Below are 24,046 nucleotides of genomic sequence, written 5' to 3'. Positions count from 1 at the left end.
GATTCCCGATTCCTCCTGTGGGAAAGAAGGACGGCACCGACAATGACGGACAGCTTCAAGAGCAAGAGCCAGCTCAAGGTGGGCTCGGCTTCCTATGACTTCTACAGTCTCGCCAAGGTGGGCAAGGACCACGCGTCCGTGGCTCGGCTGCCCTTCTCGCTGAAGATCCTGCTCGAGAACCTGCTGCGTAACGAAGATGGCCGCGTGGTCAAGCGCGAGCACGTGGACAAGCTGCTCGCGTGGGACCCGAAGGCCGAGCCCGACACGGAGATCTCCTTCCACCCGGCGCGCGTGCTCCTGCAGGACTTCACCGGCGTGCCCGCGGTGGTGGACATGGCCGCCATGCGCGAGGCGCTCGCGGCCCTGGGGGGAGATCCCACGAAGATCAACCCGCGCAACCCGGCCGACCTGGTCATCGACCACTCCTTCCAGGTGGACGTGTTCGGCACCACGGACGCGTTCCGCGCCAACGCGGAACTGGAGTTCGAGCGCAACCAGGAGCGCTACGCCTTCCTGCGCTGGGGCCAGAACGCCTTCAAGAACTTCCGCGCGGTGCCGCCGGACGTGGGCATCTGCCACCAGGTGAACCTGGAGTACCTGGCCCAGGTGGCCTTCCGTCAGGGCAACCTGCTGTACCCGGACACGCTGGTGGGCACCGACAGCCACACCACGATGATCAACGGCCTGGGCGTGGTGGGCTGGGGCGTGGGCGGCATCGAGGCCGAGGCGGTGCTGCTCGGCCAGCCCATCACCATGCTCATTCCCCAGGTGGTGGGCTTCAAGCTCACCGGCAAGCTGCCCGCGGGCGCCACGGCGACCGACTTGGTGCTCACCGTCACGCAGATGCTGCGCAAGCGCGGCGTGGTGGGCAAGTTCGTCGAGTTCTTCGGCGAGGGCATCACCGGCCTGTCCCTGCCGGACCGCGCCACCATCGCCAACATGGCGCCCGAGTACGGGGCCACCATCGGCTTCTTCCCGGTGGATGAGGAGAGCCTCAACTACCTGCGCTTCACCGGCCGTCCGGCCGAGACGGTGGCGCTCGCCGAGGCCTACTTCAAGGAGCAGGGCCTCTTCCACACGGCGAGCAGCCCCGAGCCCGTCTTCACCGACACGCTCACCCTGGACTTGTCCACGGTCGTCCCCAGCCTCGCCGGCCCCAAGCGCCCGCAGGACCGGGTGCCGCTCACGGACATGAAGGCCTCCTACGAGAAGTCGCTCGTGGAGATGCTCGCCGCGGGCAAGAGCAAGGGCGAGGACGACGAGGGGGGCGGCAAGGCCAAGGCCCCCGCGGCCCCGGTGCCCCCCGAGCGTCTGGCGCAGACCGTCACCGTGAAGAACGGTCCCCAGTCCTACGAGATCGGCCACGGCGCGGTGGTCATCGCCTCCATCACCTCGTGCACCAACACCTCCAACCCGGCGGTGCTCCTGGGCGCGGGCCTCCTCGCCAAGAAGGCGGTGGAGCGCGGCATCAACGTGCAGCCCTGGGTGAAGACGAGCCTCGCCCCCGGCAGCCGCGTGGTGACGGACTACCTCAAGGAGGCCGGCCTCATGCCCTACCTGGAGGCGCTCGGCTTCCACGTGGTGGGCTATGGCTGCGCCACCTGCATCGGCAACTCCGGCCCCCTGCCGGATCCCGTGGCCGAGGCCGTCACGGTGGGTGACCTGGTGGTGGCCGCGGTGCTCAGCGGCAACCGCAACTTCGAGGGCCGCATCAACCCGCACGTGCGCATGAACTACCTGGCCTCGCCGCCGCTGGTGGTGGCGTACGCGCTGGCGGGCGTGGTGGGCAAGGACCTGAACAAGGAGCCGCTGGGCACGGACCGCAACGGCAAGCCGGTGTTCCTCAAGGACATCTGGCCCACCAACGAGGAGATCCGCGAGGCCATCGCCACCGCGGTGAAGCCCGAGCAGTTCCGCCACCAGTACTCGCGCGCCATGGAAGGCGACGCGCTCTGGCAGCAGCTCAAGGTGGATGGCGGCAGCACGTTCAAGTGGGACCCCAAGTCCACCTACGTGCGCAAGCCGTCCTTCCTGGAGAACATCCCCGCCGAGCCCAAGCCGCTCGCCGACATCAAGGGCGCGCGGGTGCTCGCGCTCCTGGGTGACTCGGTGACCACGGACCACATCTCGCCCGCGGGCAACATCGCCAAGACGAGCCCCGCGGCCCGCTACCTCATGGAGCAGGGCGTGGAGCCCAAGGACTTCAACTCCTACGGGGCGCGCCGCGGCAACCACGAGGTGATGGTGCGCGGCACCTTCGCCAACATCCGCCTGAAGAACCTGCTCGTGCCGGGCGTGGAGGGGGGCGTCACCGTGCACATCCCCACGCGCGAGCGCACGAGCATCTACGACGCCTCGGTGAAGTACCAGCAGGAGGGCACGCCGCTGGTGGTGCTCGCGGGCGCCGAGTACGGCACGGGCTCCAGCCGCGACTGGGCGGCCAAGGGCACGGCGATGCTCGGCATCAAGGCGGTCATCGCCAAGAGCTTCGAGCGCATCCACCGCTCCAACCTCATCGGCATGGGCGTGCTGCCTCTGCAGTTCGAGGCGGGCCAGGACGCGCAGTCGCTGGGTCTCACCGGCCACGAGACGTTCGAGATCACCGGCGTGGCCGACGGGCTCGCGCCGCAGAAGAAGCTCACCGTGAAGGCCACGGGCGAGGGCGGCACCAAGGAGTTCACGGCGCTCTGCCGCATCGACACGCCCAACGAGCTGGACTACTACCGCCACGGCGGCATCCTGCTCTACGTCATGCGCCAGCTCGCCAAGGGCTGAGGCTCACGCGGACGTGTGAGTCCGAGTCCATGACGGCCCGGTGTGCTCCTTCGGGAGTGCACCGGGCCGTTCGTCTTGCGGTGGGGGGCTCTTCCGGGGGGTTCGCCGTGCGTAGTAGGCTGGCCCGTCAAGTTTTTACAGGGGGGAACGCAATGCGTCAGTCCATCTACGATCGGCTCAATGTGCGGGTCATGGGCGCCATGGGCCCGCCGCTCATCTTCGCCCATGGCTTTGGTTCGGATCAGCGCGCCTGGCGGCATCAGGTGGCGGCCTTCAAGAGCCAATACCAAATCATCCTCTTCGATCACGTGGGGTGCGGCCGGTCGGACTTCAATGCCTATAGCGCGCAGCGCCACGGCAGGATTCACGGCCACGCGGAGGACGTGCTGGAGCTGTGTGAGGAGTTGGACCTGCGCGATGTCACCCTGGTGGGGCATTCCGTGAGCGGAATGGTGGGCATGCTGGCGGCGCTCGCCGAGCCGCGGCGCTTCCAGCGGCTCGTCTTCGTCAAGGCCTCGCCGCGCTACCTCAATGACGTGGGCTACGTGGGGGGCTTCGAGCGCTCCCAGCTCGACACGCTCTACGCCACCATGTCGGCCAACTTCCTCGCCTGGGCGGGAGGCTTCGCCGAGCAGGTGGTGAACATGCCGGAGATGCCGGAGCTGGCGCGGGAGTTCGCCCGGACGCTCTCCGCCATGCGCCCGGACATCGCCCTGGCGAGCGCGCGCGTCATCTTCGAGTCCGACCTGCGCGCGGAGCTGCCACGACTGAAGACACCCACGCTCATCCTCCAGTCCGGCGCGGACTTCGCCGTGCCCGACGAGGTCGGCCTCTACATGGCCGAGCATATTCCGCTCGCGCAGCTGACGCGGATTGACGCGCGCGGCCACCTGCCCCACCTGAGCGCGCCCAGGGCGGTGACGCACGCCCTCGCGGAGTTCCTCGCGGACCGTCCCCCCCGGTCTCAGCAGGAGCAACGCCTGTTCCTCGACGCGTTCGGCGCCCGGCGCGGCGTGTTCAAGGACTCCCTGAACTGACGCGCTCCGCCCTCCGGCGCATCCACTTGTCTCCCGGAGGGTGTTTTCAGTTCGGCGAATCCAGGTTATTCTGGCCTCACGTCCTGGGAGGGATTCTTCCCGGGAGGGGGGACATTCCATGCGGCTGCCTGGAGCTGGCGAGGATTCGCCATGAGGTGGGGGTGGCGTTGTATGCCGTCGCGCCGGCCATGGCCCCTGGCATGAGCGGCGCGTCAGGTGTCCTTCAACCGCGCCCAGGCGGCCCGGTAGCGCGCCAGCCGCTCCGCGTCCTTCGCCGTGACGGCGGGCAGCCGCCGCACGTCCATGTTGTCCTCGAGATCCGCCAGCTTCACCCGGCGCGCCAGGGGGTGGGGCCGCACCCGCTCGATGAAGGCCGCGTAGTCCTCGCCCTCGGCCTTGGTGAGCCGCTCCAGCGCGCCCAGCACGTCCTCGCCGTAGCCCAGCTCGCGCAGCCGCTCCAACGTATAGGGCGTGTCCTCCACCACGTCGTGCAGCAGCGCGACCATGCGCTCCGTCTCGGTGTCCAGCCGCGCCATCACCCGGAGCGGGTGGAGGATGTAGGGCTGTCCGGCCTTGTCGCGCTGGCCACGGTGGGCCCGCACCGCGAGCTCCAGGGCATCTTCCAGGGTGGGCATGCGTGTTCCCCTACCAGCCATCCTTGTTGTTGCGCCGCGCCTTCTTCTCTCCCACGCGCTTCTTCGCGTCCAGGCGGCGCCGCTGGGAGCCCTTGGTGGGTTGGGTTTTATGGCGCTTCTTGGGCACATACGTGAGCGCCTGGAGTCCCGCGCGCAGCCGCTCGAGCGCGGCGCCCTTGTTTTGCGTCTGGCTGCGGCGCTCGGTGGCGGTGACGGACAGCTCGGTGGGGGGATGCGTCATCCGCACGCCGCTGGCGGTGGTGTTGCGGTGCTGGCCGCCCGGGCCGGAGGCGATGAAGTACTCCACCTCGCAGGCCCGCAGCAGGGCGTCGTCATCGAGCGCGAGCGCCGCCAGCGCGGCCTGTCGGCGGGAAGGGGAGACCGTCATGGGAGGCTCACCCTAGTCATCTCCCCGCGGGTTGTGCAGCCGCCTCGCGGGCGCCCGCCCCGGAGGCACGCGCTTTCCTTCGTCCACCGGACCCCCTGGCGCTCGCCACCCGGGGCCGGGTGGACCCCCACTCCTCGGGCGAGTCTCCTCCCACCCAGTTGAAACTCTATCGTATTTATCCACATATACGGCTATTCCTGGTCCAGGTGCGGTGTTCCCGCCCCGAAAGCCAGCGGTCTTCCCCACCCCCGAAAGGCCGCTGGAGGACCCCCTTCGCGTGCCCGGCCCCCGTTCGAGGCACGGAGAAAAGGATTTCAGGATGCAACAACTTTCGTCGAGGAGCTCCCTGGTCGCGCTCCTTCTGGTCGTGCTCTTGCCTGGCGTCGGCTGTGGCGTGGGAGAGGAGGGCGGTCGGGCCTGGGTGCCTGGGCAACGGCGCGCTCCGGCCATCTCCGTGCAGGGCCGGCCCTACCGCCTCGCGGCGGGGTTGAACCACTCGTTGTACGTGACGCCGGCGGGCACGGTCTGGGCCTGGGGCGCCAACGCCCAGGGGCAGTTGGGCGAGGGCTCCACGCTCCAGCACTCGACGCCCACGCAGGTGGTGGGGCTCACGGGGGTGACGGCCGTCGCCGCCGGCAACACCCACTCGATGGCGTTGCGCGAGGAGGGCACCGTCTGGACCTGGGGCACCAACACGGATGGACAGTTGGGTGACGGCGTCTCGCAGCGCTCGGTGCCGGCCCAGGTGGCGGGGCTCACGGGCGTGACGGCCATCGCCGCTGGCAATCTGCACTCCCTGGCGCTGATCAACGGGGCGGTGTGGGCCTGGGGCAACAACACCACCGGACAACTCGGAGATGGCTCGTCCACCAGCCGCTCCACTCCGGCGAAGGTGGCCGGGCTGACGGAGGTGGTGGCCATCGCCGCCGGTGACTTCCACTCCCTGGCGCTCAAGAGGGATGGCACGGTGTGGGCCTGGGGTGGGAATTACTCCGGCCAGCTGGGCGACGGCACCCTCGACTCGCGCTCCACGCCGGTGCGGGTGTCGGGTCTCACGGGCATCGTGGCCCTGGCGGGAGGGGGCTCGCACAGCGTGGCGGCGTCCTCCACCACCCTGGGCGGCAAGGTCTGGGCCTGGGGGGACAACACCTATGGCCAGCTAGGCAATGGCGGCGATGTCTCCTCCCTGCTGCCCCTGGAGGTGCCCGGCCTCACCCAGGTCGTCGCGCTCGCCAGCGGTACCTCCCACTCGCTCGCCCTGCGCGGCGATGACTCGGTGTGGGCCTGGGGAGACAACGCCCAGGCCCAGACGGCCCAGACGGGGACCAGCGTCCAGCGCGTCCCGGTGCGGGTGTCGGGGGTCTCGGATGCCCAGGCCCTCGCGTGCGGCAATGCCTTCTCGCTGGTGGGGCGCGGAGACAACGTCACCCTGGGCTGGGGCGCCAATGGCTCCGGTCAGCTGGGCAATGGCAGCTCGAGCGTGCGAGCGCTTCCGGGCCGCGTCCCATCGCTCACGGCGGGCGCGTCCCTGGCGGCCGGTGACCACCATGTCTTCCTGCGGCAGGCGGATGGCTCGGTCTGGGCGTGGGGCGACAACACCTATGGCCAGCTCGGCGACGGGACCCTCGTTTCCCGGCCGGCGCCGGTGCGGCTGTCTTCCACCCTGACGTCCGTGCGGGCCCTCTCCGCCTCCAGCTACCACTCGCTGGCGCTGCGCTCCGATGGCACGGTGTGGGCCTGGGGGGACAACGCCTATGGCCAGCTCGGGGACACCTCCGGTGGCCGGCGCCCCAGCCCCGCCCAGGTGCCCGGGGTGGCGGGGGCCACGGAGATCGCCGCGGGCACCTACCACTCGCTGGCGCTGCGCTCCGATGGCACGGTGTGGACCTGGGGTGACAACAGCTATGGCCAGCTCGGCGCGGGAGCGACTCCGCGCGGCCCGAGGGCCCCCGCCGTGGTGCCCGGCCTCGCGGTCATCACCCACGTGGCGGCCGGCCTCTTCCATTCGCTGGCGCTGGACAGCTCGGGCCAGGTGTGGGCCTGGGGCGACAACGTCTACGGACAGCTGGGGGATGGCTCCACCACCTCGCGCAACGTACCGGGGCGGGTGAGCGGCCTGCCGGCGGGCATCCAGGCCATCGTGGCGGGTCCCTCCTACTCGGTGGCGCTGGGAGCGGACGGCTCGGTGTGGACCTGGGGCGAGAACAGCAACGGTCAGCTCGGCGATGGCACCACCACCGCGCGCCCGGTGCCCGCGCGCGTCTCCCTGCCGGCCACCCTCGTCGCGCTCTCCACCCGGGGCAGCCACACGGTGGCGCTCGACACCACGGGCATGCTCTGGGCCTGGGGCCGAAATGTCTCCGGCCAGCTCGGCAATGGCACCCTGGTTTCGGAGAGTACGCCCCGGCGGGTACCGAGCTTCGCGCGCGTCCAGGGCTTCGCGTCCGGCCTGCGCACGACCTTCGCGCTGCGCGCGGATGGCACCGTCTGGGCCTGGGGCGACAACTCCCTCGGACAGCTCGGCAACGGCGCCACCAGTGCCTCGCCCGTGCCGGTGCAGGCCGTGGGCTATCCGCGCACCGTGCCGCTCGCCTCGGGCGCCCAGCATGTGCTGGCCGTGTCCTCCGACGGCTCCGTGTTCAGCTTTGGGAGCAACTCCCGGGGACAGCTCGGCTACGAGGGCTCGGCCACCCAGACGTCCCCGCGCTGGCTCACCGGGCCCGAGTGCATCGAGGCCGTGGCCGCCGGGGCGCTCTTCTCCCTGGCGTTGAGCTGTGATGGCGGCGTGTGGGCCTGGGGGGACAATGGCTCCGGGCAGCTCGGCGATGGCGCTGTCACGGCACGGACCGCGCCGGCGCGGGTGCCTGGCCTCGCCCATGTCGTGGCGATCGCCGCGGGCAGTGACCATGCCCTGGCGGTGCGCGCCGATGGGACGGTGTGGGCCTGGGGGGCCAACGGCTCCGGGCAGCTCGGCGATGGCACCACCACCTCGCGCGCCGTCCCCATGCAGGTGAAGGAGCTCGTCGATGTCGTGGCCGTCGCGGGCGGCTCCGGACACTCCCTGGCGGTGCGCGCCGATGGGACGGTGTGGGCCTGGGGGGCCAACGGCTCCGGACAGCTCGGCGATGGCACCACCACCTCGCGCACCCTCCCGGTCTTCGTGTCGACGCTCTCGGGGGTCCAGGCCATTGCCTCTGGAGCCCAGCACTCGCTCGCGTTGGCGGAAGGGGGCGTGGTGTGGGCCTGGGGGGCCAATGGCTCGGGGCAGCTCGGCGATGGCACCACCACTTCGCGCACGCGGCCCGTCCAGGTGTCGGGCCTCTCGGGCGTCCAGGGCCTCGTGGCGGGCGCCTCGTTCTCCCTCGCGCTCACGCCCGGCAAGGTGTGGTCCTGGGGCAACAACTCCGCGGGACAGCTCGGCGATGGCACCCTGAACTCCCGCTCCCAGCCAGGGGCGGGTCCCACGCTCTCGAGCTTCGTGGCGCTCTCCGCGGGAGCCCAACACACCGTGGTGTTGCGCTCGGACGACTCGTTCCTGAGCTGGGGCACTGTCAGCTCGCCGTGAGGCGCAACGCGCGGACTGTTCTCCAATAGGAAGCGGCCGGGGGGCGCTGCTTGGCGCCCGGTGCGGGATGAGGGAAAGCACCGGGGCTGGCGGCGCCATCCGCGCCCCTTTCTCAGGAGCATCAGGCCACATGGAATACAGACGGTTGGGTGGTTCAGGGTTCAAGGTCCCCGTGTTGAGCCTGGGCACGGGGACGTTTGGCGGAGCCAACGAGTTCTTCAAGGGCTTTGGCAACTCGGGGGTCGCGGAGGCCACGCGGCTGGTCGACATCTCGCTCGAGGCGGGGCTCACCATGTTCGACTCGGCCGACGTCTACTCCGACGGCCTCGCGGAGGAGATTCTGGGGCAGGCCCTCAAGGGCCGTCGCGATCGGGTCATCATCTCGACCAAGGGCACGTTCCGCATGGGAGAGGGCGCCAACGACGTGGGCTCCTCTCGCTACCACCTCATCCGCGGCGTCGAGGGCAGTCTGAAGCGGCTGGGCACCGACTACATCGACATCTACCAACTGCACGGCTTCGACGCCTCCACGCCCGTGGAGGAGACGCTGAGCTGTCTGGATGACCTCGTGCGCGCGGGGAAGATCCGCTACATCGGCTGCTCGAACTTCTCGGGCTGGCACCTGATGAAGTCGCTGGCCGTGTCCGAGAAGTATGGCTGGGCGCGCTACGTGGCGCACCAGGCGTACTACTCGCTCATCGGGCGCAGCTACGAGTGGGAGCTGATGCCGCTGGGGCTGGACCAGGGCGTGGGCGCCATCGTCTGGAGTCCGCTGGGGTGGGGCCGGCTGACGGGGAAGATCCGCCGGGGCCAGCCGCCGCCGGAGACCAGCCGCATGCGCTCGGAGACGACGGTGCAGGGGGGCCCGCCGGTGGAGGACGAGTACCTCTACCGGGTCGTGGATGCGCTGGACGAGGTGGCGAAGGAGACGGGCAAGACGGTGCCACAGGTTGCCATCAACTGGCTGCTGCGGCGGCCGACGGTGTCCAACGTCATCATCGGCGCGCGCAACGAGGAGCAGCTGCGGCAGAACCTGGCGGCGGTGGGCTGGAACCTGACGCCCGAGCAGGTGGAGCGTCTGGACGCGGCGAGCGCCACGACGCTGGCCTACCCCTACTTCCACCAGCGCGGCTTCACCGAGCGCAATCCGCCTCCGGTGCGCTGAGCCGGGCACGAGGGCGGCGGGTTCGCTTCCCGCCGCCTCCACTGATGAGCTTCAGGAAGTCAAGCTCGACCCCTGGTGCATCCCCTCATATCAGACATGTTGGACCTGAGGTTTCTCGAAGTATGGGCTGTTCTCTCCAGCAACTCGGCAAATCGAGCCATCAAGGGGAGCCGCTTGTCTTCGGGCATCATGGGGATGGCTTGGTAATAATCACATTCGAAGAGTGACTCCAGGAGAGCGTGCACCTGCTGGTTATTGAGGTGTGGCTTGCGCATAACCGCAGCAGTAATCATGCCCGTCCTACTTCTTGCGCCAATCAGTCTGCACAGCCCTCCCTTGCTCCCCTGCTAAAATGAGGTGATGGCTCAGGCTTGACCCTTGTCATGCCTCGGCGCACTGAACAGCTACAAGCCCAGCTCCAGTGATATGCTGCCGTTACGCGTGCATGAGCGAGGTCCGTATCATGGAAAAGCAGGAGTCTGGCGAGGTAGCCATCCCGGCAGTGGATGAGTTGGGTGAGACACACACTGTGGATCCGATTCGGATTGCCCCTGCATTTCCCGAATTGGGCAAAGCTCCCAACCTTCCTTGGGCGAAGGCGATCTCCGCATCATTGTCATCGGCTCCTGAGAATACTCTGGCAAGCCGCTACACCATTCTCCACCAACTTGGGCAGGGCGGAATGGGCGTTGTGATGGCTGCCTACGACGCACGTTTGGATAGGCGCGTGGCCATCAAGCTGCTTCGCCATGAGAGAGCGCGCCAAGGAGACAACGCTAGCGAACACAAGGCTCGTCAGGTGCGTGAGGCCATGGCTATGGCTCGTCTCTCGCACCCCAATGTGATGGCCATATACGACGCGGGAACATTGGAGGACGGTTCACTTTTCATCGCCATGGAGTATGTGCAGGGGCAAACGCTGCGGCAATGGCGTGCGCGGCAGTCTCCATCCTGGCGTGTAATTCTGGATGTGTTTCTGGCGGCGGGGAGAGGGCTGGCGGCGGCTCACTCGACTGGTTTGGTCCACCGCGACTTCAAGCCAGACAACGTGCTGATCGATCAGGCTGGTAGGGTACGGGTTACTGACTTTGGTTTGGTGCGGCAGAGTGAAGAGCTGAGCGATGAATCATCCAGCCAGCATTCAATCGAAACGGCAACTACCCACCAAGGGATTTTTTCTTCCCCCCAGGCGCCCGTCAAGTCCACCACCAACCCCCTGGAATTATCGCTGACACAAAAGGGTGCGCTCCTGGGAACGCCAGCCTATATGGCACCCGAGCAATTTCTCGGCATCACAGCAGACGCCCGCAGCGATCAGTTCTCTTTCGCGGTCTCTCTCTGGGAGGCTCTTTATGGCGAGCATCCTTTTGAGGGCGATACCTTTATTGCGCGGAAGGAAAACGTTCTGGCTGGGCGCATCAAGCGCCCTCCCCATTCCAAGGTTCCTTCTTGGGTGCATGATGTCTTGATCCACGCTCTTTACCTTGATCCAGAGGCTCGTTACCCCTCCCTGGATACACTTTTAGCCACACTGGAGCGGGATCCCGCCCAGGTGCGCCGCCGCCAGCTGTCCGCCGCCGCCTTGCTGCTGCTCCTCGTGGGCTCGGGGACGCTCGCCTGGTTCTCCTGGCACCAGCGCCAGGCGAGCCTGTGCACCGGCGCCGCGGAGCGCCTGCTCGGCGTCTGGGATGTGCCCCGGCAGAAGGCCATCGAGAAGGCGTTCCTCGCCACCCAGCGCTCCTACGCCCATGACACCTGGCAGCGGGTGTACGACGCGCTCGACACGTACACCATCGCGTGGCGCAACATGCACCAGAGCACGTGCGAGGCCACGCGCCTGCGCGGCGAGCAGTCCGAGGCCGTCCTGTCGCTGCGCATGGCCTGCCTGGACAACCGGCTGCAGGACGTGGCCGCGCTCACCGAGGTCTTCACCGAGGCCGACGCCACGGTGGTGGAGAAGGCCATCTCCGCCACCAGCGCGCTGCGCGGGCTCGAGGGGTGCGCGGACGTGGAGGCGCTCATGGCCGATGTGCCGCCTCCGGAGGATCAAGCCACGCGCCAGTCCGTGGACACCGCGCGCGCCCAGCTCGCCCGCGTCAAGGCGCTCACCGAGGCGGGCAAGTTCAAGCACGCCCAGAAGCTGGCCAAGGACGTGGCCGAGAAGGCGGCGGACTTCCACTACCCTCCCCTGTACGCCGAGGCCCTCTTCATGCAGGGCTGGACACAGCTCATCGCCGGGGAGAACCAGGGGGTGCCCGCGCTGCTCCAACGCGCGCTGTGGCTCGCGCACGCCTCTCGCAATGATCGAGTCGTGGTAGCGGCCAGTGTGCGGCTGATGGGCTACCATAGCGCGCACGGACCCCCCGAGGAGGCGCGGCACTGGGAACAGTTCGCAGGGGCTTGGTTGGACCGGTTGGGGGAGAACGGCGAATTGCGCGCCATCTTCCACAACAACCGGGGACTGGCGCTCTACCAGGAGGGCAGCTTCGCCGAGGCCTACGAGGCCTTCGACAAGGCCTTCGCACTGGCCGAGCATAGCCTGGGCACCGCCAATGCCATGACGCTGCGCTACGCCACCAACTCGGTGGCCGCGCTGGGCAACCTGGACCGCATCGACGAGACCCAGCGGGCCTTCGAGATGCTCGTGCACCTGGGCGAGACGAACCTCGGCCCCCTGCACCCCTTCCTCGGCCAACCCCTGTCCAACCTGTCCAACTTCTACGCCTTCCAGGGCCGCTTCGCCGACGCGCGCCAGCTGCTCGACAGGGTGCGGGTCATCGGCCAGCAGGCCTATGGCGCGCGCTCGGAGGAGTGGGCCCAGTTCCACATCTCCTACGGAGACCTCGAGGCCGCCGAGGGCCATGACACCGAGGCGCTCGGGCACTACGAGGAGGCGGCGCACCTGTTCCGCGAGCTCATGGGGGCCGAGAGCCTGGAGCTGATGCAGGCCCTGGTGAAGGAAGCGGATGCCCGGACGGAACTCGGACAGCTCGCGCCGGCCCAGCGTACCTACCAGCAGGTGCTGGAGTTCACGAAGAAGGACCCGCGCCAGTATGCCCAGGTCCATACCCAGGTGCTCGCCGGGCTCGCGGACCTGAACGACGCGCGCGGCCAGCACGAGCAGGCGCTCCACCTGCGGCAGCAGGCGCTGGAGCTGCGCGAGCGCGACCTGGGCCCCGAGCACATCCACACGGCGCTCATGCGCCTAGCCATCGCCAGCAGCTACCTGGAGCTGGGAGAGCCCGCGCGCGCGCTGGCGCTCTACGACAAGGAGCAGGCCTTCTTCGAGAAGATGTTGGGCGCGGATTCGCCCTCGGGCGTGCTGCCGCTGGCGGGCAAGGGCGCGGCCCTGCAGCAACTGGGCAGGGCCGCCGAGGCCCTTCCGCTGCTCGAGCGCGTGCTGCGCATCATCGAGACCCATCCCATGCGCCCGGCGTACACCGCCGCCGTGCAGGCCGCCCTCGCGCGCTCGCTCTGGGATACCCAGCAGCAGCCGGAGCGTGCCTGGAAGCTCGCCATGGCCGCCCACGCCACCTACTCCCGCTCGCCCATCCGCCACGCCAACGAGCTGGTCAGGCTGGACAAACTGCTGAAGCAACAAGGTTCGGGTATCACCACGCATTCCTCCGCCGAGCAATAGCGGCTCGCTTTCTTTGATGGGCTCGAGTAACGAACTCGGCCTTGGGTGCTCGGCTCAGGACGGCGGATTGAGCTGCATGGACGCGGCGGGAATCGAACCCGCCGTCTGACTACAGGGCGCGCTGGTCCTGCCGCTCGCCTCGGGAAGGTGGTCAGCGAGGAGCGGCGCGGTGGTGTGCAGGCCGGGTCCTTGGCTGTGTGAGAATCCGCAGGATGCCCTTGGCACGTCCTCGGCTCAGCCCCTGTGCCAGGCCCTGCTGACGTCCCCGCTCGATGAGTTCCTCGCCATCGCTCCGTATCAACTCCTCCGCGCGTTGCTCGTCCAGGACTGAATGTAGCACCTGCCCCGTGCTGTCATGGACGGCCTTGTCCCCGGTCCACAGCAGGTAACGGATGACCGCCATCAGATGTTCGGCACCCTCAGGAGCCGCCTGGACCTGGGCGAACAGGCCCACCCACTCCGGCAGCTTTCTCGCCTATTCCCCAGTACGTCCGTAGCGCTCTACAAATCGTCTCTACAAATCGTCTGACACCTTCTCCGCGAGCTTTTGGCTCGTGGGCCATGCGTCAAGGGGGACGCGGCGTGTGGAAGTGTTCCGCCAGCCGCGCCCGCCGGACGTGCTCAAGAAAGAGAGGGACGAGGCACAGTCCGAAGCGCGCCAGTGCCAGGAGGACAAGGCGCGGCTTCTGGCCGAGCGTGAGAGTCCGGGCGGGCTCATGGGTGCCGCATGGATGGAGCGAGCCGGGCGCCTCGCGTCTTGGCAATTTGGCCCACAGGCGAAGCGCAACCCGGCAGACGCGCTCAAGTGTGATGCAGCCTGGAGTTACAACTACACGCACAACGGTGAGTCCCAACCGGCAAGCGTGGCAGTGCGATTGCTCCTCTTAAACCCCGGCGGCTGAGCCCTGGACTCTGGCGGGGGCGGCGTTGGTGGACTCGGCGGGTGAAGAGGTGGAACTTGCCCGGTGGCAAGAGGCGCCCATTCCCCCGGGGTCGACTGGGGGCTTTCGAGCCGTACCGAGCCTCAAGGGGTGGAACGCCCGCCGATTTCCGGGAAGCGCTCGTAGGCCTGTTTAAGCGCGTCCAGGTGCGCGGGGTTGTCCAGGTTGAGCGGCGCATCGGTGAGCTGAACAACCCACCCGCCCGTCGCGGTACGCCGTGAGCGTGACAGCAGCTCCGCGTCGCGTGAGGGGTCCGGAAAGCCGATGGCCCGTGCCGCAGCGGCCGACCAGTAGCTCAGCCACCCGAGGCGATGCGGAATCTCAGGCGAGCGCATGGCACTAGGGGACTTGATCACCGGTAGCCCTCGGGGTGGAGGCTCCAGGTCGTCTGGCCGATTCTTCGTCTGGCGTGCGATGTCCACCCCCGCGTTGAACGGCGTCGCATGCCCCCAGTATGAGCGAGCACCCTCCGCTATGGCCTCCAGCACCTCCACTGCCGCCGCGATGCCGGTTGTGTCGAGCGGCAGGGCTGCATGGACTTCAAACTGTGCCTGCCCTCCCGGGGAGAGCCCCGCCGGGCTTTCCCATGCAGACACCGTTACCCGGTAGCTCTCGTCGCCATTGCAAATGAGCCGAAACCCCCTTCCGGTCGGCCTCCCTTGGGCGAGCCATGCCTCGCGCTGCGGCAGCCGGATCAGCTTCCCCTCGCGAGAAATTGTCCACTCCAGACGTAAGCCAGGGAACGCGCGTTCCATTCCATGAACAACGGCCAAGGGGCGACTGTCGGCGCTCACGAGCGCAGGTGCGTAGACGATAATTCCAATGTCATTTTCTTGCGTTGCAGGCATTTCAGCACCAGTTCATGACGACGATGATGCCCTTGAGTCGTGGCTCTGCGAATTCCAGTGCGGCTTTGTGCGCTGTGCGCTGCGCACGCCGACCTTGAAGTCAAATCCGCAGGCCAGAGCGAGAGCGCGCTCGTGCGCTAGCTCCGGCACTTGGTCCTCAAGCACAATTCTCCGAAGTTCGGGCGGGTAGGTGTCGAAGTTGTCGGTCTTGACTTCCCAGAGCGTGCGCGTGGACAGTTGCAGCGCGTCGAAGTTCTTCCCATTCACGAACACATCCCCGCCGGGGAAACTGTTGTTCGGAATTCTGTCGGCGCACTTGTCGTGCAGTTTATTACCGCCAAGGTGGTACGGCACTGGGTCGGGCTCGCACCTGGGGCGATCTCGCTCCGTGACTTCGACTGGCCCAATGGGAGGGAAATCCGGTCCTTTGGGCTCCGGCTTGAGCCTTTTTTTCGGCGAGGGCTTCGGCGGGGCGAGCGCTGTTTCAGGCACGGGCCGCGTTTCAGGCGCGGGCCTTACCTGGGGACGGCCCCTCTTCTCCGCGTAAGTATCCAACGCTTCTTTGATGGCGAAGCCCACGACCACAACGCCCGTGAGGATCACCGCTCCCACGACGATCTCCGGGGCCGCCAGGACGCAGACCCCGAGCCCCACGGCAGCGGCACCCGCAGAGGCGACCGCGCATCGTCCTGTGGTGTCGTGAAACTCGATCCGGTCATGGTCGAGGGCATGAAAGCACCTCTCCACCAGCACGGGCCAGGGCTCGGAAGCCTCCTGTACGGTGCAACGCCCCCCGTCCGTCCAGGGCCGCGTCGCCGCTCGCTGGAGGTTGGCGAGCCTCGGGTCCCGGGCCGCTGGCTCTCTTGGGCTCGGCGCTGACGTCGCGCAGGCTGAGACATAGAGCAGAAGAGCGATGCGCGATCGGAAACGCATGGCTACGTTCTCCAATTGAGTCAGGACCTAACGGGTCCTGGTTGGGCCGTTCGCAGTATGCCAGCGCGCTCCGACAGCAACGAACGAGCACGAGCGGAGAGCAGCACACGTCAGCCGCAGTTCGGGCCAGGGGCGAGCGCCAATGCAACCGACAGCCCATGCTCGGGCACGGTGCTAACGCCAGGGCACGAGATTTCAGCGACCCGCCTCCCTGGGTCGGGGGCGGGTGCTGGCAGCTCTCCGTCCTGGAAGTCACGAAGCGTCTTCCGCAACAGGAGTGAGCAGGCGCCCCAGTTCACAACAGCCGAAACGTGGTCGAGGACGTGAAGAGCGTGGCAACAACCCCGGGCCAGTGTGGAGGGCAGCAACGGCGCCAGTGTCCGGGGCCTGGCATGTGAGGCTCGGAGCGGTGGGGGTCTCCATGGCACGACGGCGTCCATGGCGGGCACCTTGGGCTCGCTGGGGGCCGCCCGGGGCCCGGCAGGCACTTCGGGCCGGTGGGAGCCTCGGGGGCTGGTGGTAGTAGGTTCGAGTATCGGCGCCGGAAGGTGGATTCAGGACTGAAGGGCTCGCCGCTCTCTCCCAGCGAGGGGCCCAAGGGGACCAAAAAAGGACCAAATCGGACGGACGCGCATGGACGCGCCCGGACAGATGGGCCCCCCATTTTCAGAGGGAAAATAGGGGGGTGGGCCTCTGGTCCCGAGGGAAGGCGGATTCGCCGTTAGCGGCTTCGCTTCCCGCCGCCTCCAATAGAGGTTGCCCGCCGCCTCGAGTCAAACCCACTCCTGACGAGGAGGCGCGAAGCCGTGGAAACCTCGCCCAGTCTCAAGAAATGAAAAAATGCAAACCCCTCAACCCCCGCGCGTCAGGAATAACACGACGGTGTCCTGCTGTCGGCGATCAACGAGGAGCGTTTGGCATGAATCGTGGCTTGAGGTGCGACGTAGGTGTGTGGAAGGTGGCGCTGGTGTGTCTCTCCTTGGTGGGCTGTGGCGTGGACACGGTCGACGGCGGTCCCCCTTTGACGCCGGGTGCTTCTGGACTCGCCGCGGGGGGGTGGGAGACGGTCGCGAACCAGTATCAGACCTTCACGTTGGACAAGCCGTCGACCGTGAGATTCGGGCAAGGGGATACCTGGGTCACTCGAGAGTTGGCCGCGGGCCGCGTGTACTGCTTTTTCGATCCAGACCCCGCGCCCGGCCAGTTCAAGACGTGCCAGCGCAGCACGCAGCCGGCTCCGGTGAGCGAGTCGGCGCTCAGCCCGGCGTGTGCCTCGTTCTATGCACCCGACTTCGCTCTTACCAGCACCCGTCTGGCCTCGCCGATCCCCACGGTGGCGAAGCCCGCCAAGGGGGCGGCGTTTTCGGAGCCCACCTACAAGACGTGTGTCGTGCGCGCCACCGACCACGCCGCTGACGGCGTGTCGGGCTTTGCCCGAAACGACTACTCGCGCCGCCAGGCCTTCAACTCGAACAGCACCAAGCAACTGGTGTACGCCCTCGATGGGTATTGGCATGTGTATGACGCCAACACCCATGCGCGCCTGAAGCAGCTGTCGGGCCCGGCCGCGGACGCGGAGCCGCAATGGCACCCGACGAATCCGGACCTGCTGTACTACCTGCCCACCAATGGCGTCGGCATGCGGCTCCACGAGTTGAATGTCTCGACCGGGGTCTCCCGCGTCGTGGGCGACTTTGGCGCACGGCTGAAAGCCAGGTGGCCGACCTCGGCGGCGGCATGGACGAAATCGGAGGGCTCTCCCTCGGCGGACGGACGCTACTGGTGCTTCATGGTCGACGCGAGCGACTGGAGCAGCGTCGGCGTGTTCACCTGGGACCGCGACACCAACACCATCCTGGGCATGTATGACACCAAGGGTGAGCGTCCCGACCATGTGAGCATGTCCCCCAGCGGCAACTCCTGCGTGGTGTCCGGCGACGGTGCGCGGGGCACGGTGGCGTTCTCTCGGGACTTCAGCAAGAAGACCCAGCTGCTCGCGAAGTCCGAGCACTCGGACCTGGCGCTGGACGCCAACGGCGACGACGTCTACGTGGCCGTCGACTACCAGTCCAACGCGGGCGACGTGTTCATGGTGAACCTGCGCACGGGCGTGCGCACGGCGCTGTTTTCGACCTACCTGAGCGGCACCGCGACGGCGCTGCATGTCTCGGGCAAGGCGTTCGCCAGACCCGGCTGGGTGGTGGTCAGCACCTATGCCGACTACGGCGGCTCGCTGCAGTGGCTGCACCGCAAGGTGATGGCCGTGCAGCTCAATGCCAACCCCACCATCTACACGCTGGCGCACCACCGCACCGTTTCGAACGGTTACTGGAGCGAGCCGCACGCCAGCGTCAACCGTGACTTCACGCGGGTGGTCTTCGGCTCCAACTGGGGCAGTGGCAGCGCCACGGACGTCGATACGTACGTGGTCGAGATTCCGGCGGGCGCGTTGAAGTGATGCCGCGGCACGTCGCCAACGAATGAGGGCCCCTCGGGGTCCTCGTTTCCCGCAGAGGAGGGGCGCCGCCTTGCCGCGGGCCCCTTTTCATCCACCACGCCGCTGGTGTGGCACTCCGTGCCTGTTCCAAGGGGAGTTCATGTCGACAATGTCATTCGCCCTGCGCCGCGTCATGATCCGAGGAGTCGCACTCTCCGTCGGCCTTGCCCTCCTCCTCTCTCCCGCATGGGCGGCGGCCGAAACCATCGGCGGCGGCACCATCGCCACTCCGGCGGTCGGACCAGCTCCGGCATACGCGGTGGACGGCTCCGGCTTCGTTCTCGTGAAGAACTGGAACTTCGGCACGAGCCCCAGCAGCACCGTCACGGACATGTCGATCATGAACAGCCATTTCCAGTATCACGATCAGCACGGGCTGGACGCGAACCCAGGTTATGGCGCGAGCATGGTGGCCCCGAACGCGGCAACCGCGATTTCGGGCCAGCCCATCGAGGGCGTGGATACCACGTCACCGGTTCGCGCGTTCTTCACGGATACGCTGCGCACCTATCTCGTGCCGCTGAACGGTGCCACCACTCTTGACCCCTACTTGCTCAACACGGGTAGTGGGGCATTCCAGCCCAAGTGGAACCTGCCGGGTGGCGGCTCTAGACTCGGGCAGGACGTTCTCTGGGAAACCCGGGTGCGTTATGTCACGCCGCGCCACTTCTGGTTCGCCCTCTGGGCCGACGGCAACAATTGGAACAAGGGGGCCGAATACGACTTGATAGAGAGTTTCGGCTATGACAACGCCTCGATTGGCGGCGGCAACAACTACGACGGCCGGTATTGGCATTCAAGCGTGGTCGGAGGAAGCTCCGCGACCAATTATCACGCCAACTGGGCCAACGGCATGACCGCCAACGGCATCCCCGCTTATTCCTCCCCGGTCTACAACCCAGCCGAATGGCATGTCTGGACCTGGCTCTATCGCCAGGACAATACCTACGCGGCCTTCGTGGACGGCGTCCAGGTGCAAAGCGGCACCATCCACTGGACCGTTGGCGGCGGCTCGACCGCTCCGGCCGTCAACATGAGTTTCCATTTCGACGGCACGTGGGGCAGCCGGAAGCCGGAGACGAGAAATGACTTTTCCATCCCTGCTTCCGAGCTGGCGGGAAAATATTACGAATGGGATTACAGCCGCGTCTACCTGCGGACCGAGCCCGTGAAGGACAATACGGACTCGACCGGCATCACCCTGACAGCCGGCACCGGCGCATGGGTGGCCAGCTCCGTAACCCCTGGTCATATCGGCACCAATTATCTGCACGACAATGACACCGGCAAGGGCACCAAGTCGGTCCAGTATACACCGACCCTGAGCCAGGACGGCACCTACAACGTCTACATGCAGTGGACCTCCGGCAGCGGTCGCGCCACCAACGTTCCGGTCGACATCGTCAAGGCCAATGGAACGACGACCACGGTGACTGTCAATCAGACGGTTGACGGTGGCACCTGGAACCTGCTCGGCACCTACGCGCTCTCCAAGAGGAACGCGTCGGTGACGGTTCGCACGACCGGCACCACCGGGACCGTCATCGCCGATGCCGTTCGCTTCACTCCCATCGCGAGCGAGGTCATCGTGGACAACGCCAGACTCAGCAACAGCGACAAGACCGGCACCTGGGTCCACAGCAGGAGCGCCCCCGGGTTTCACGGATATGACTACGCCCACGACAACAACGTCGGCAAGGGGTCGACGACCGCCAGGTTCACCCCCAACCTTCCCGTGGCAGGCACTTACAATGTCTATGCCCGATGGACGGCTGATGATACCCGCTCGAACAACGTCCCCTATCGCATCACCTACAACGCAGGCACCGTTCTCGTGTATAGGAATCAACAGGTGAACGGCGGCTCCTGGCAGTTGCTCGGCACCTATCCCTTCAACGCCGGGACGAGTGGCGGCGTGGTGATTTCAAACGGCGGAACCACCGGACACGTCGTTGCCGACGCCGTGCGCTTCGAATTGGTGCTGCCCTAGTACTGCTCAATGCGTTGAGGGAGCAGGTACTGTAGCCGTCTACGCACCTGCGGCAGCGTCCACCGTGAGCGACAGCGCAGATGGCTCAGGTATGCGACAGGCCGCCCAGCATCCAGGGCGCCCAGGTCCATCCCCGCGCCTGCGGTCACCCGAACCTTCGGCTGGTAGGCGGCAGCCAGCTCGTACTGGACGGGGTGCCCGCTGGCAGCGGCCGGCCCGCTCCGCCACCAACATGCCACCAGGAGGCTACAAAACATCGCCGCCTTGACTCGCATGGAGGTCTCAAGACCGTCCATACTGGGACTGGAGCGGACACTCGACATGCTCTAATTAATCCAGGTATTCTGGATAAATCGGCATGGCCCTGGGACGGCGATGAAGCACCCTGGAGAGAACACGATTGTTGCCTTCGTCGAGGGGCGATTGTCGGCCGCCGAGGCAACCGCGTTCGACGCGCACGTCGACATCTGCGAGTCGTGCCGCTCCCTGGTGGTCGCGGCCGTCAGGGCATCGCTCACCACGGGAGGCGCGGAAGACGAGGCCGTCGTGGCGCCCGCCTCCGGCCCCGAGCCGCTCGAGCGCGGCGTGCGGTTCGGCCGCTACACCCTGCTCGACGTGCTCGGCCGGGGAGGGATGGGGGTCGTGTATGCCGCGCACGACTCCGTGCTCGAGCGCAAGGTGGCGCTCAAGGTCCTGCGAGGCGAACTGGCCGCGCGCATCGGGGTGGACCTCGCCTCGGCCCGGCTCGTACGCGAGGCGCGCATCGCCGCGCGGCTCTCCCATCCGAACGTGGTGACGATCTACGACGTCAACAGCCACGACGGGCAGATCTTCATCGCCATGGAGTATGTCGACGGGCGGCCGCTCTGCACCTGGCTGGACGAAGGCCCCCATCCCGCGGACGCGATCCTTGAGCGCTTCGTGCAGGCGGGGCGGGGGCTCGCGGCGGCCCACGCGGTGGGCCTCGTGCACCGGGACTTCAAGCCCGCCAACGTGCTGGTCGGCCTGGATGGCCGCGTCCGCGTCACTGACTTCGGCCTCGCCGGGTGGACGAGCGAGGACGCTTCTGGAGAGGGCCCGGCTGGCGGGTGCTCGTCGTCCTCGCGGGTGTCCCGGACGGGCGGGCTGATGGGTACACCGCTCTACATGGCACCGGAGCAGCACCGCGGAGAGCGGGCCGGTCCGCTCGCGGACCAGTTCAGCTTCGGGGTCGCGCTGCACGAGGCGCTCTACCGGCGCGGGGCCTTCGAGGGCAACAGCCTCGAGGAGCTCGCGGCGAGCAAGGCGCGGGGCCCCGCGCAGCCGCCCGTCGGCGGAGGGGTTCCGGAGCGCGTCCGGCGCGCCCTGCTCCGCGCGTTGCGTCCACGGCGGGAAGAGCGCTTCGCCTCGATGGAGGCGTTGCTCGCGGAGCTCTCGCCGAATCAGGCCGTGCCCTGGCGCCGGGTACGCCTCGGTGTGGGCGTCCTCGCGCTGCTCTCCCTGGGCGCGCTCGGGGCCCTCACGCTCGGAACGTCGCCGAGCCAGGTGTGTGCCGGTGGGGAGCGCAGGCTCGCCGGCGTCTGGGATGACGAGCGCGAGCGCGCGATGCTCGACGCGTTCCTCGCCACCGGCGCCCCCTTCGCACGGGACGCCGCGCGGATGAGCGCGGCGCTCCTCGACGGCTACACACGTGCCTGGGTCGAGGCCCGCCGGGACGCCTGCGAGGCGACCCAGGTGCGCAGGGAGCAGCTCGAGGCGCATCAGGCGCTCCGGATGATGTGCCTCGACGAGCGGCTCGAGGAGGTGAGGGCACTCGGGACGTTCTTCACCCGGGCGGACCCGGGTGTCGTGGAGCACGCGGTGGAAGCGGCGCGCGCCCTCCCTCCGCTCTCCCTGTGCTCGGACCTCCGGGCGCTGAGCGCGAAGGTGCCGCCGCCGACGGATCCGGCGGTACGCGCGAAGGTGGAGGCGCTCGGCGTGAAGGCGGCCGAGGTCCATGCGCTCGTCCAGGCGGGCAAGCCCAGGGAGGCCCTCGAGGTGGTGCGCGGGGTACGTGAGGAGGCCAGGGCCACGGGTTACCAGCCACTCGAGGCGCGGCTCGGTGTGCTCCAGGGGGATGCCGAGGCGTTTCTGGGAGAGGAGAAGGCCGCCGAGAAGACCCTGCGTGAGGCCGTGCTCGCGGCGGAGGCCGGCCGCGATGACGTCACCGCGGCGCGGGCCTGGACGAAGCTCGTCCACATCGTCGGCCGGAGGCTGTCGCGTTTCGACGAGGCGCTGGCGCTCGGCAAGCACGCGCACGCCGCCATCGTCCGCCTCGGTAACGCCGAGCTGGAAATGGCCCGGCTGCTCTCGATACGCGGCGGCGTGCTGTGGGCGAAGGGTGACTATCAGGAGGCCTTGAAGGACGCGCGGGAGGCGCTGGCGATCCACCGCCGGCTGCTGCCCGAGGACCACCCGGACCTTGCCCAGTCCCTCAGCGAGGTCGCCATCACGTCCTTGGGTCTCTCCCTCTACGAGGAGGCCCGCGCGCACCACGAGCGAGCGCTCGCGATCTTCGAGACGGTCTTCGGGCCCCGGCATCCGAAGGTCGCCATCTCGCTGTTCAACCTGGGGGTGGTGCTCCAGCTCGAGGAAAAGTACGAGGAGGCGGCGGCGCGCTATCGGCGTGCCCTCGAGATCATGGAGCAGGCCGGGCTCGGTGAGCACCCCGTGGTCGCCAGGATCCTGATGGCGCTCGGCACGGAGGAGAACCGCCGTGGTGACGATGCCCGCGCGTTCCGGGTGTACGACCGCGCGCGAGCCCTCGCCGAGAAGCTTCATGGCCCCGAGCATCCGGACGTCGCGAAGGCACTGGTGCAACTCGGCCAGGTGCTCTCCAGGATGGGCAGGCGCGACGAGGCGCTCGCCGCGCTCCATCGTGCGCGGGCCATCACCGAGAAGGCGCTCGGCCCGGAGCATCCGGATCACGGCATCGTCCTGGCCGAGCTCGGCAATCTCCTGGCCCTCCAGAAGCGGTATGCCGCCGCGAAGCAGCTGGTGGAGCGGGCCATCGCCATCCACACCGAGGCGCTGGGCCCCGAGCATGTCGCGGTCTCCGACGATCTCGACATCCTCGGGAGGATCCTCTTCATGGAAGGCCGCCATGCCGATGCGCTCGCGGCGTACCAGAAGGCGCTCGCGGTGTACGAGCAGAGCTTCGAGCCGGACAGCGCCTACAAGGCCGGCATCCTGTTGCACATCGCCGAGGCCTTGATCGGGCTGCGCCGGTATGCCGAGGCGCTCACGGTGGCCGAGCGTGCCCTCGCCGCCCAGGAAAAGGAGTGGGGGCCCGAGCACTCCAGCCTCGCTTCGTCCCTCGACGTCATCGGCGTGGCGGCCTTCCACCTCGGGCGCTTCGAGCGGGCCCTCCCTTCACTGGAGCGCGCCGTGAAGCTGCGGGAAACTGGCGGCAACAAGGAAGCGCTCGTCAGGGCCCGGAGCTATCTCGCCCGCGCGCGTGCCGGAGGCGGCCGGAGCATGGGCCACGATTCACCGTCCCCGTGAGGCGGTGTGTATCATGCCCGTGTGGACTCCCTGCCCCCTCTTTCCCGTGCCTTTCGCGAACGCCTCGCACCCGCGGCGGCGGCGAAGCTTGGTGATATCGGCGCACTCGA

At 67.8% G+C, this 24,046-nt stretch carries 13 protein-coding genes and 1 pseudogene; 9 read left to right on the top strand and 5 right to left on the bottom strand.

All coding sequences use genetic code 11. The features are described 5' to 3' along the window. Positions 1–42: 42 nt before the first annotated feature. Together acnA and D187_RS00640 are read left to right on the top strand one after the other, a co-directional pair. Positions 43–2,775: an aconitate hydratase AcnA gene (acnA, locus tag D187_RS00645; protein ID WP_002629595.1), complete on the top strand. Its 2,733-nt coding sequence runs from the start codon at positions 43–45 to the stop codon at positions 2,773–2,775. 152 nt (positions 2,776–2,927) lie between these two features. Beyond that, positions 2,928–3,812, top strand: coding sequence for an alpha/beta fold hydrolase (locus D187_RS00640; protein ID WP_002629594.1), 885 nt, complete (start codon positions 2,928–2,930; stop codon positions 3,810–3,812). Between the two features lie 212 nt (positions 3,813–4,024). On the opposite strand, the gene D187_RS00635 is transcribed toward D187_RS00640, so the two are convergent. Both D187_RS00635 and D187_RS00630 read right to left on the bottom strand, forming a co-directional pair. Continuing rightward, the gene (locus D187_RS00635) at positions 4,025–4,447 is read right to left on the bottom strand and encodes an HD domain-containing protein (RefSeq protein WP_002629593.1); all 423 of its coding nucleotides are present in this window, start codon (positions 4,445–4,447) and stop codon (positions 4,025–4,027) included. A 10-nt stretch (positions 4,448–4,457) separates the two neighbouring features. Beyond that, positions 4,458–4,835: a peptide chain release factor family protein gene (locus D187_RS00630; RefSeq protein WP_002629592.1), complete on the bottom strand. Its 378-nt coding sequence runs from the start codon at positions 4,833–4,835 to the stop codon at positions 4,458–4,460. A 421-nt stretch (positions 4,836–5,256) separates the two neighbouring features. On the opposite strand from D187_RS00630, the gene D187_RS00625 reads away from it, so the two are divergent. From D187_RS00625 to D187_RS49235, 4 genes and pseudogenes are all read left to right on the top strand, one after another. Then, on the top strand, positions 5,257–8,400 hold the full coding sequence (locus D187_RS00625; RefSeq protein WP_162159606.1) for an RCC1 domain-containing protein: 3,144 nt from the start codon (positions 5,257–5,259) through the stop codon (positions 8,398–8,400). Between the two features lie 130 nt (positions 8,401–8,530). Continuing rightward, complete coding sequence (locus D187_RS00620; protein ID WP_002629590.1) at positions 8,531–9,565, top strand: aldo/keto reductase; 1,035 nt, start codon at positions 8,531–8,533, stop codon at positions 9,563–9,565. Between the two features lie 445 nt (positions 9,566–10,010). After that, positions 10,011–11,078, top strand: a pseudogene (locus D187_RS59155) (serine/threonine-protein kinase); the annotation flags it as partial. A gap of 39 nt (positions 11,079–11,117) precedes the next feature. After that, positions 11,118–13,205, top strand: a complete 2,088-nt coding sequence (locus tag D187_RS49235; protein ID WP_051256151.1) for a tetratricopeptide repeat protein — start codon at positions 11,118–11,120, stop codon at positions 13,203–13,205. A 151-nt stretch (positions 13,206–13,356) separates the two neighbouring features. Here D187_RS49235 and D187_RS00610 read toward each other — a convergent pair whose 3' ends face one another. The 3 genes from D187_RS00610 to D187_RS00600 all read right to left on the bottom strand — a co-directional run bounded on the left by D187_RS00610 (position 13,357) and on the right by D187_RS00600 (position 15,747). Beyond that, entirely contained in the window at positions 13,357–13,608 is a 252-nt protein-coding gene (locus D187_RS00610; protein ID WP_245591576.1) for a hypothetical protein, read from the bottom strand. Between the two features lie 621 nt (positions 13,609–14,229). Then, on the bottom strand, positions 14,230–14,994 hold the full coding sequence (locus D187_RS00605; protein ID WP_043427653.1) for a DUF5953 family protein: 765 nt from the start codon (positions 14,992–14,994) through the stop codon (positions 14,230–14,232). A gap of 12 nt (positions 14,995–15,006) precedes the next feature. Continuing rightward, positions 15,007–15,747: a DUF6310 domain-containing protein gene (locus D187_RS00600; RefSeq protein WP_306413553.1), complete on the bottom strand. Its 741-nt coding sequence runs from the start codon at positions 15,745–15,747 to the stop codon at positions 15,007–15,009. 1,099 nt (positions 15,748–16,846) lie between these two features. Between D187_RS00600 and D187_RS00595 the strand changes: the two genes are divergently transcribed. From D187_RS00595 to D187_RS00575, 3 genes are all read left to right on the top strand, one after another. After that, on the top strand, positions 16,847–18,385 hold the full coding sequence (locus D187_RS00595) for a hypothetical protein (RefSeq protein WP_020917699.1): 1,539 nt from the start codon (positions 16,847–16,849) through the stop codon (positions 18,383–18,385). A 148-nt stretch (positions 18,386–18,533) separates the two neighbouring features. Continuing rightward, complete coding sequence (locus D187_RS49230; protein WP_002629997.1) at positions 18,534–20,414, top strand: golvesin C-terminal-like domain-containing protein; 1,881 nt, start codon at positions 18,534–18,536, stop codon at positions 20,412–20,414. 375 nt (positions 20,415–20,789) lie between these two features. After that, positions 20,790–23,936 (top strand): serine/threonine-protein kinase, encoded by a 3,147-nt coding sequence (locus D187_RS00575; RefSeq protein WP_002629998.1) that lies wholly within the window; start codon positions 20,790–20,792, stop codon positions 23,934–23,936. Positions 23,937–24,046: the final 110 nt, after the last annotated feature.

It is taken from the genome of Cystobacter fuscus DSM 2262 (genome assembly GCF_000335475.2).
Taxonomy (GTDB): domain Bacteria; phylum Myxococcota; class Myxococcia; order Myxococcales; family Myxococcaceae; genus Cystobacter; species Cystobacter fuscus.
The sequence above is the reverse complement of the archived record's forward strand: the minus strand, read 5'-3'. Positions and strand labels throughout refer to the sequence as shown.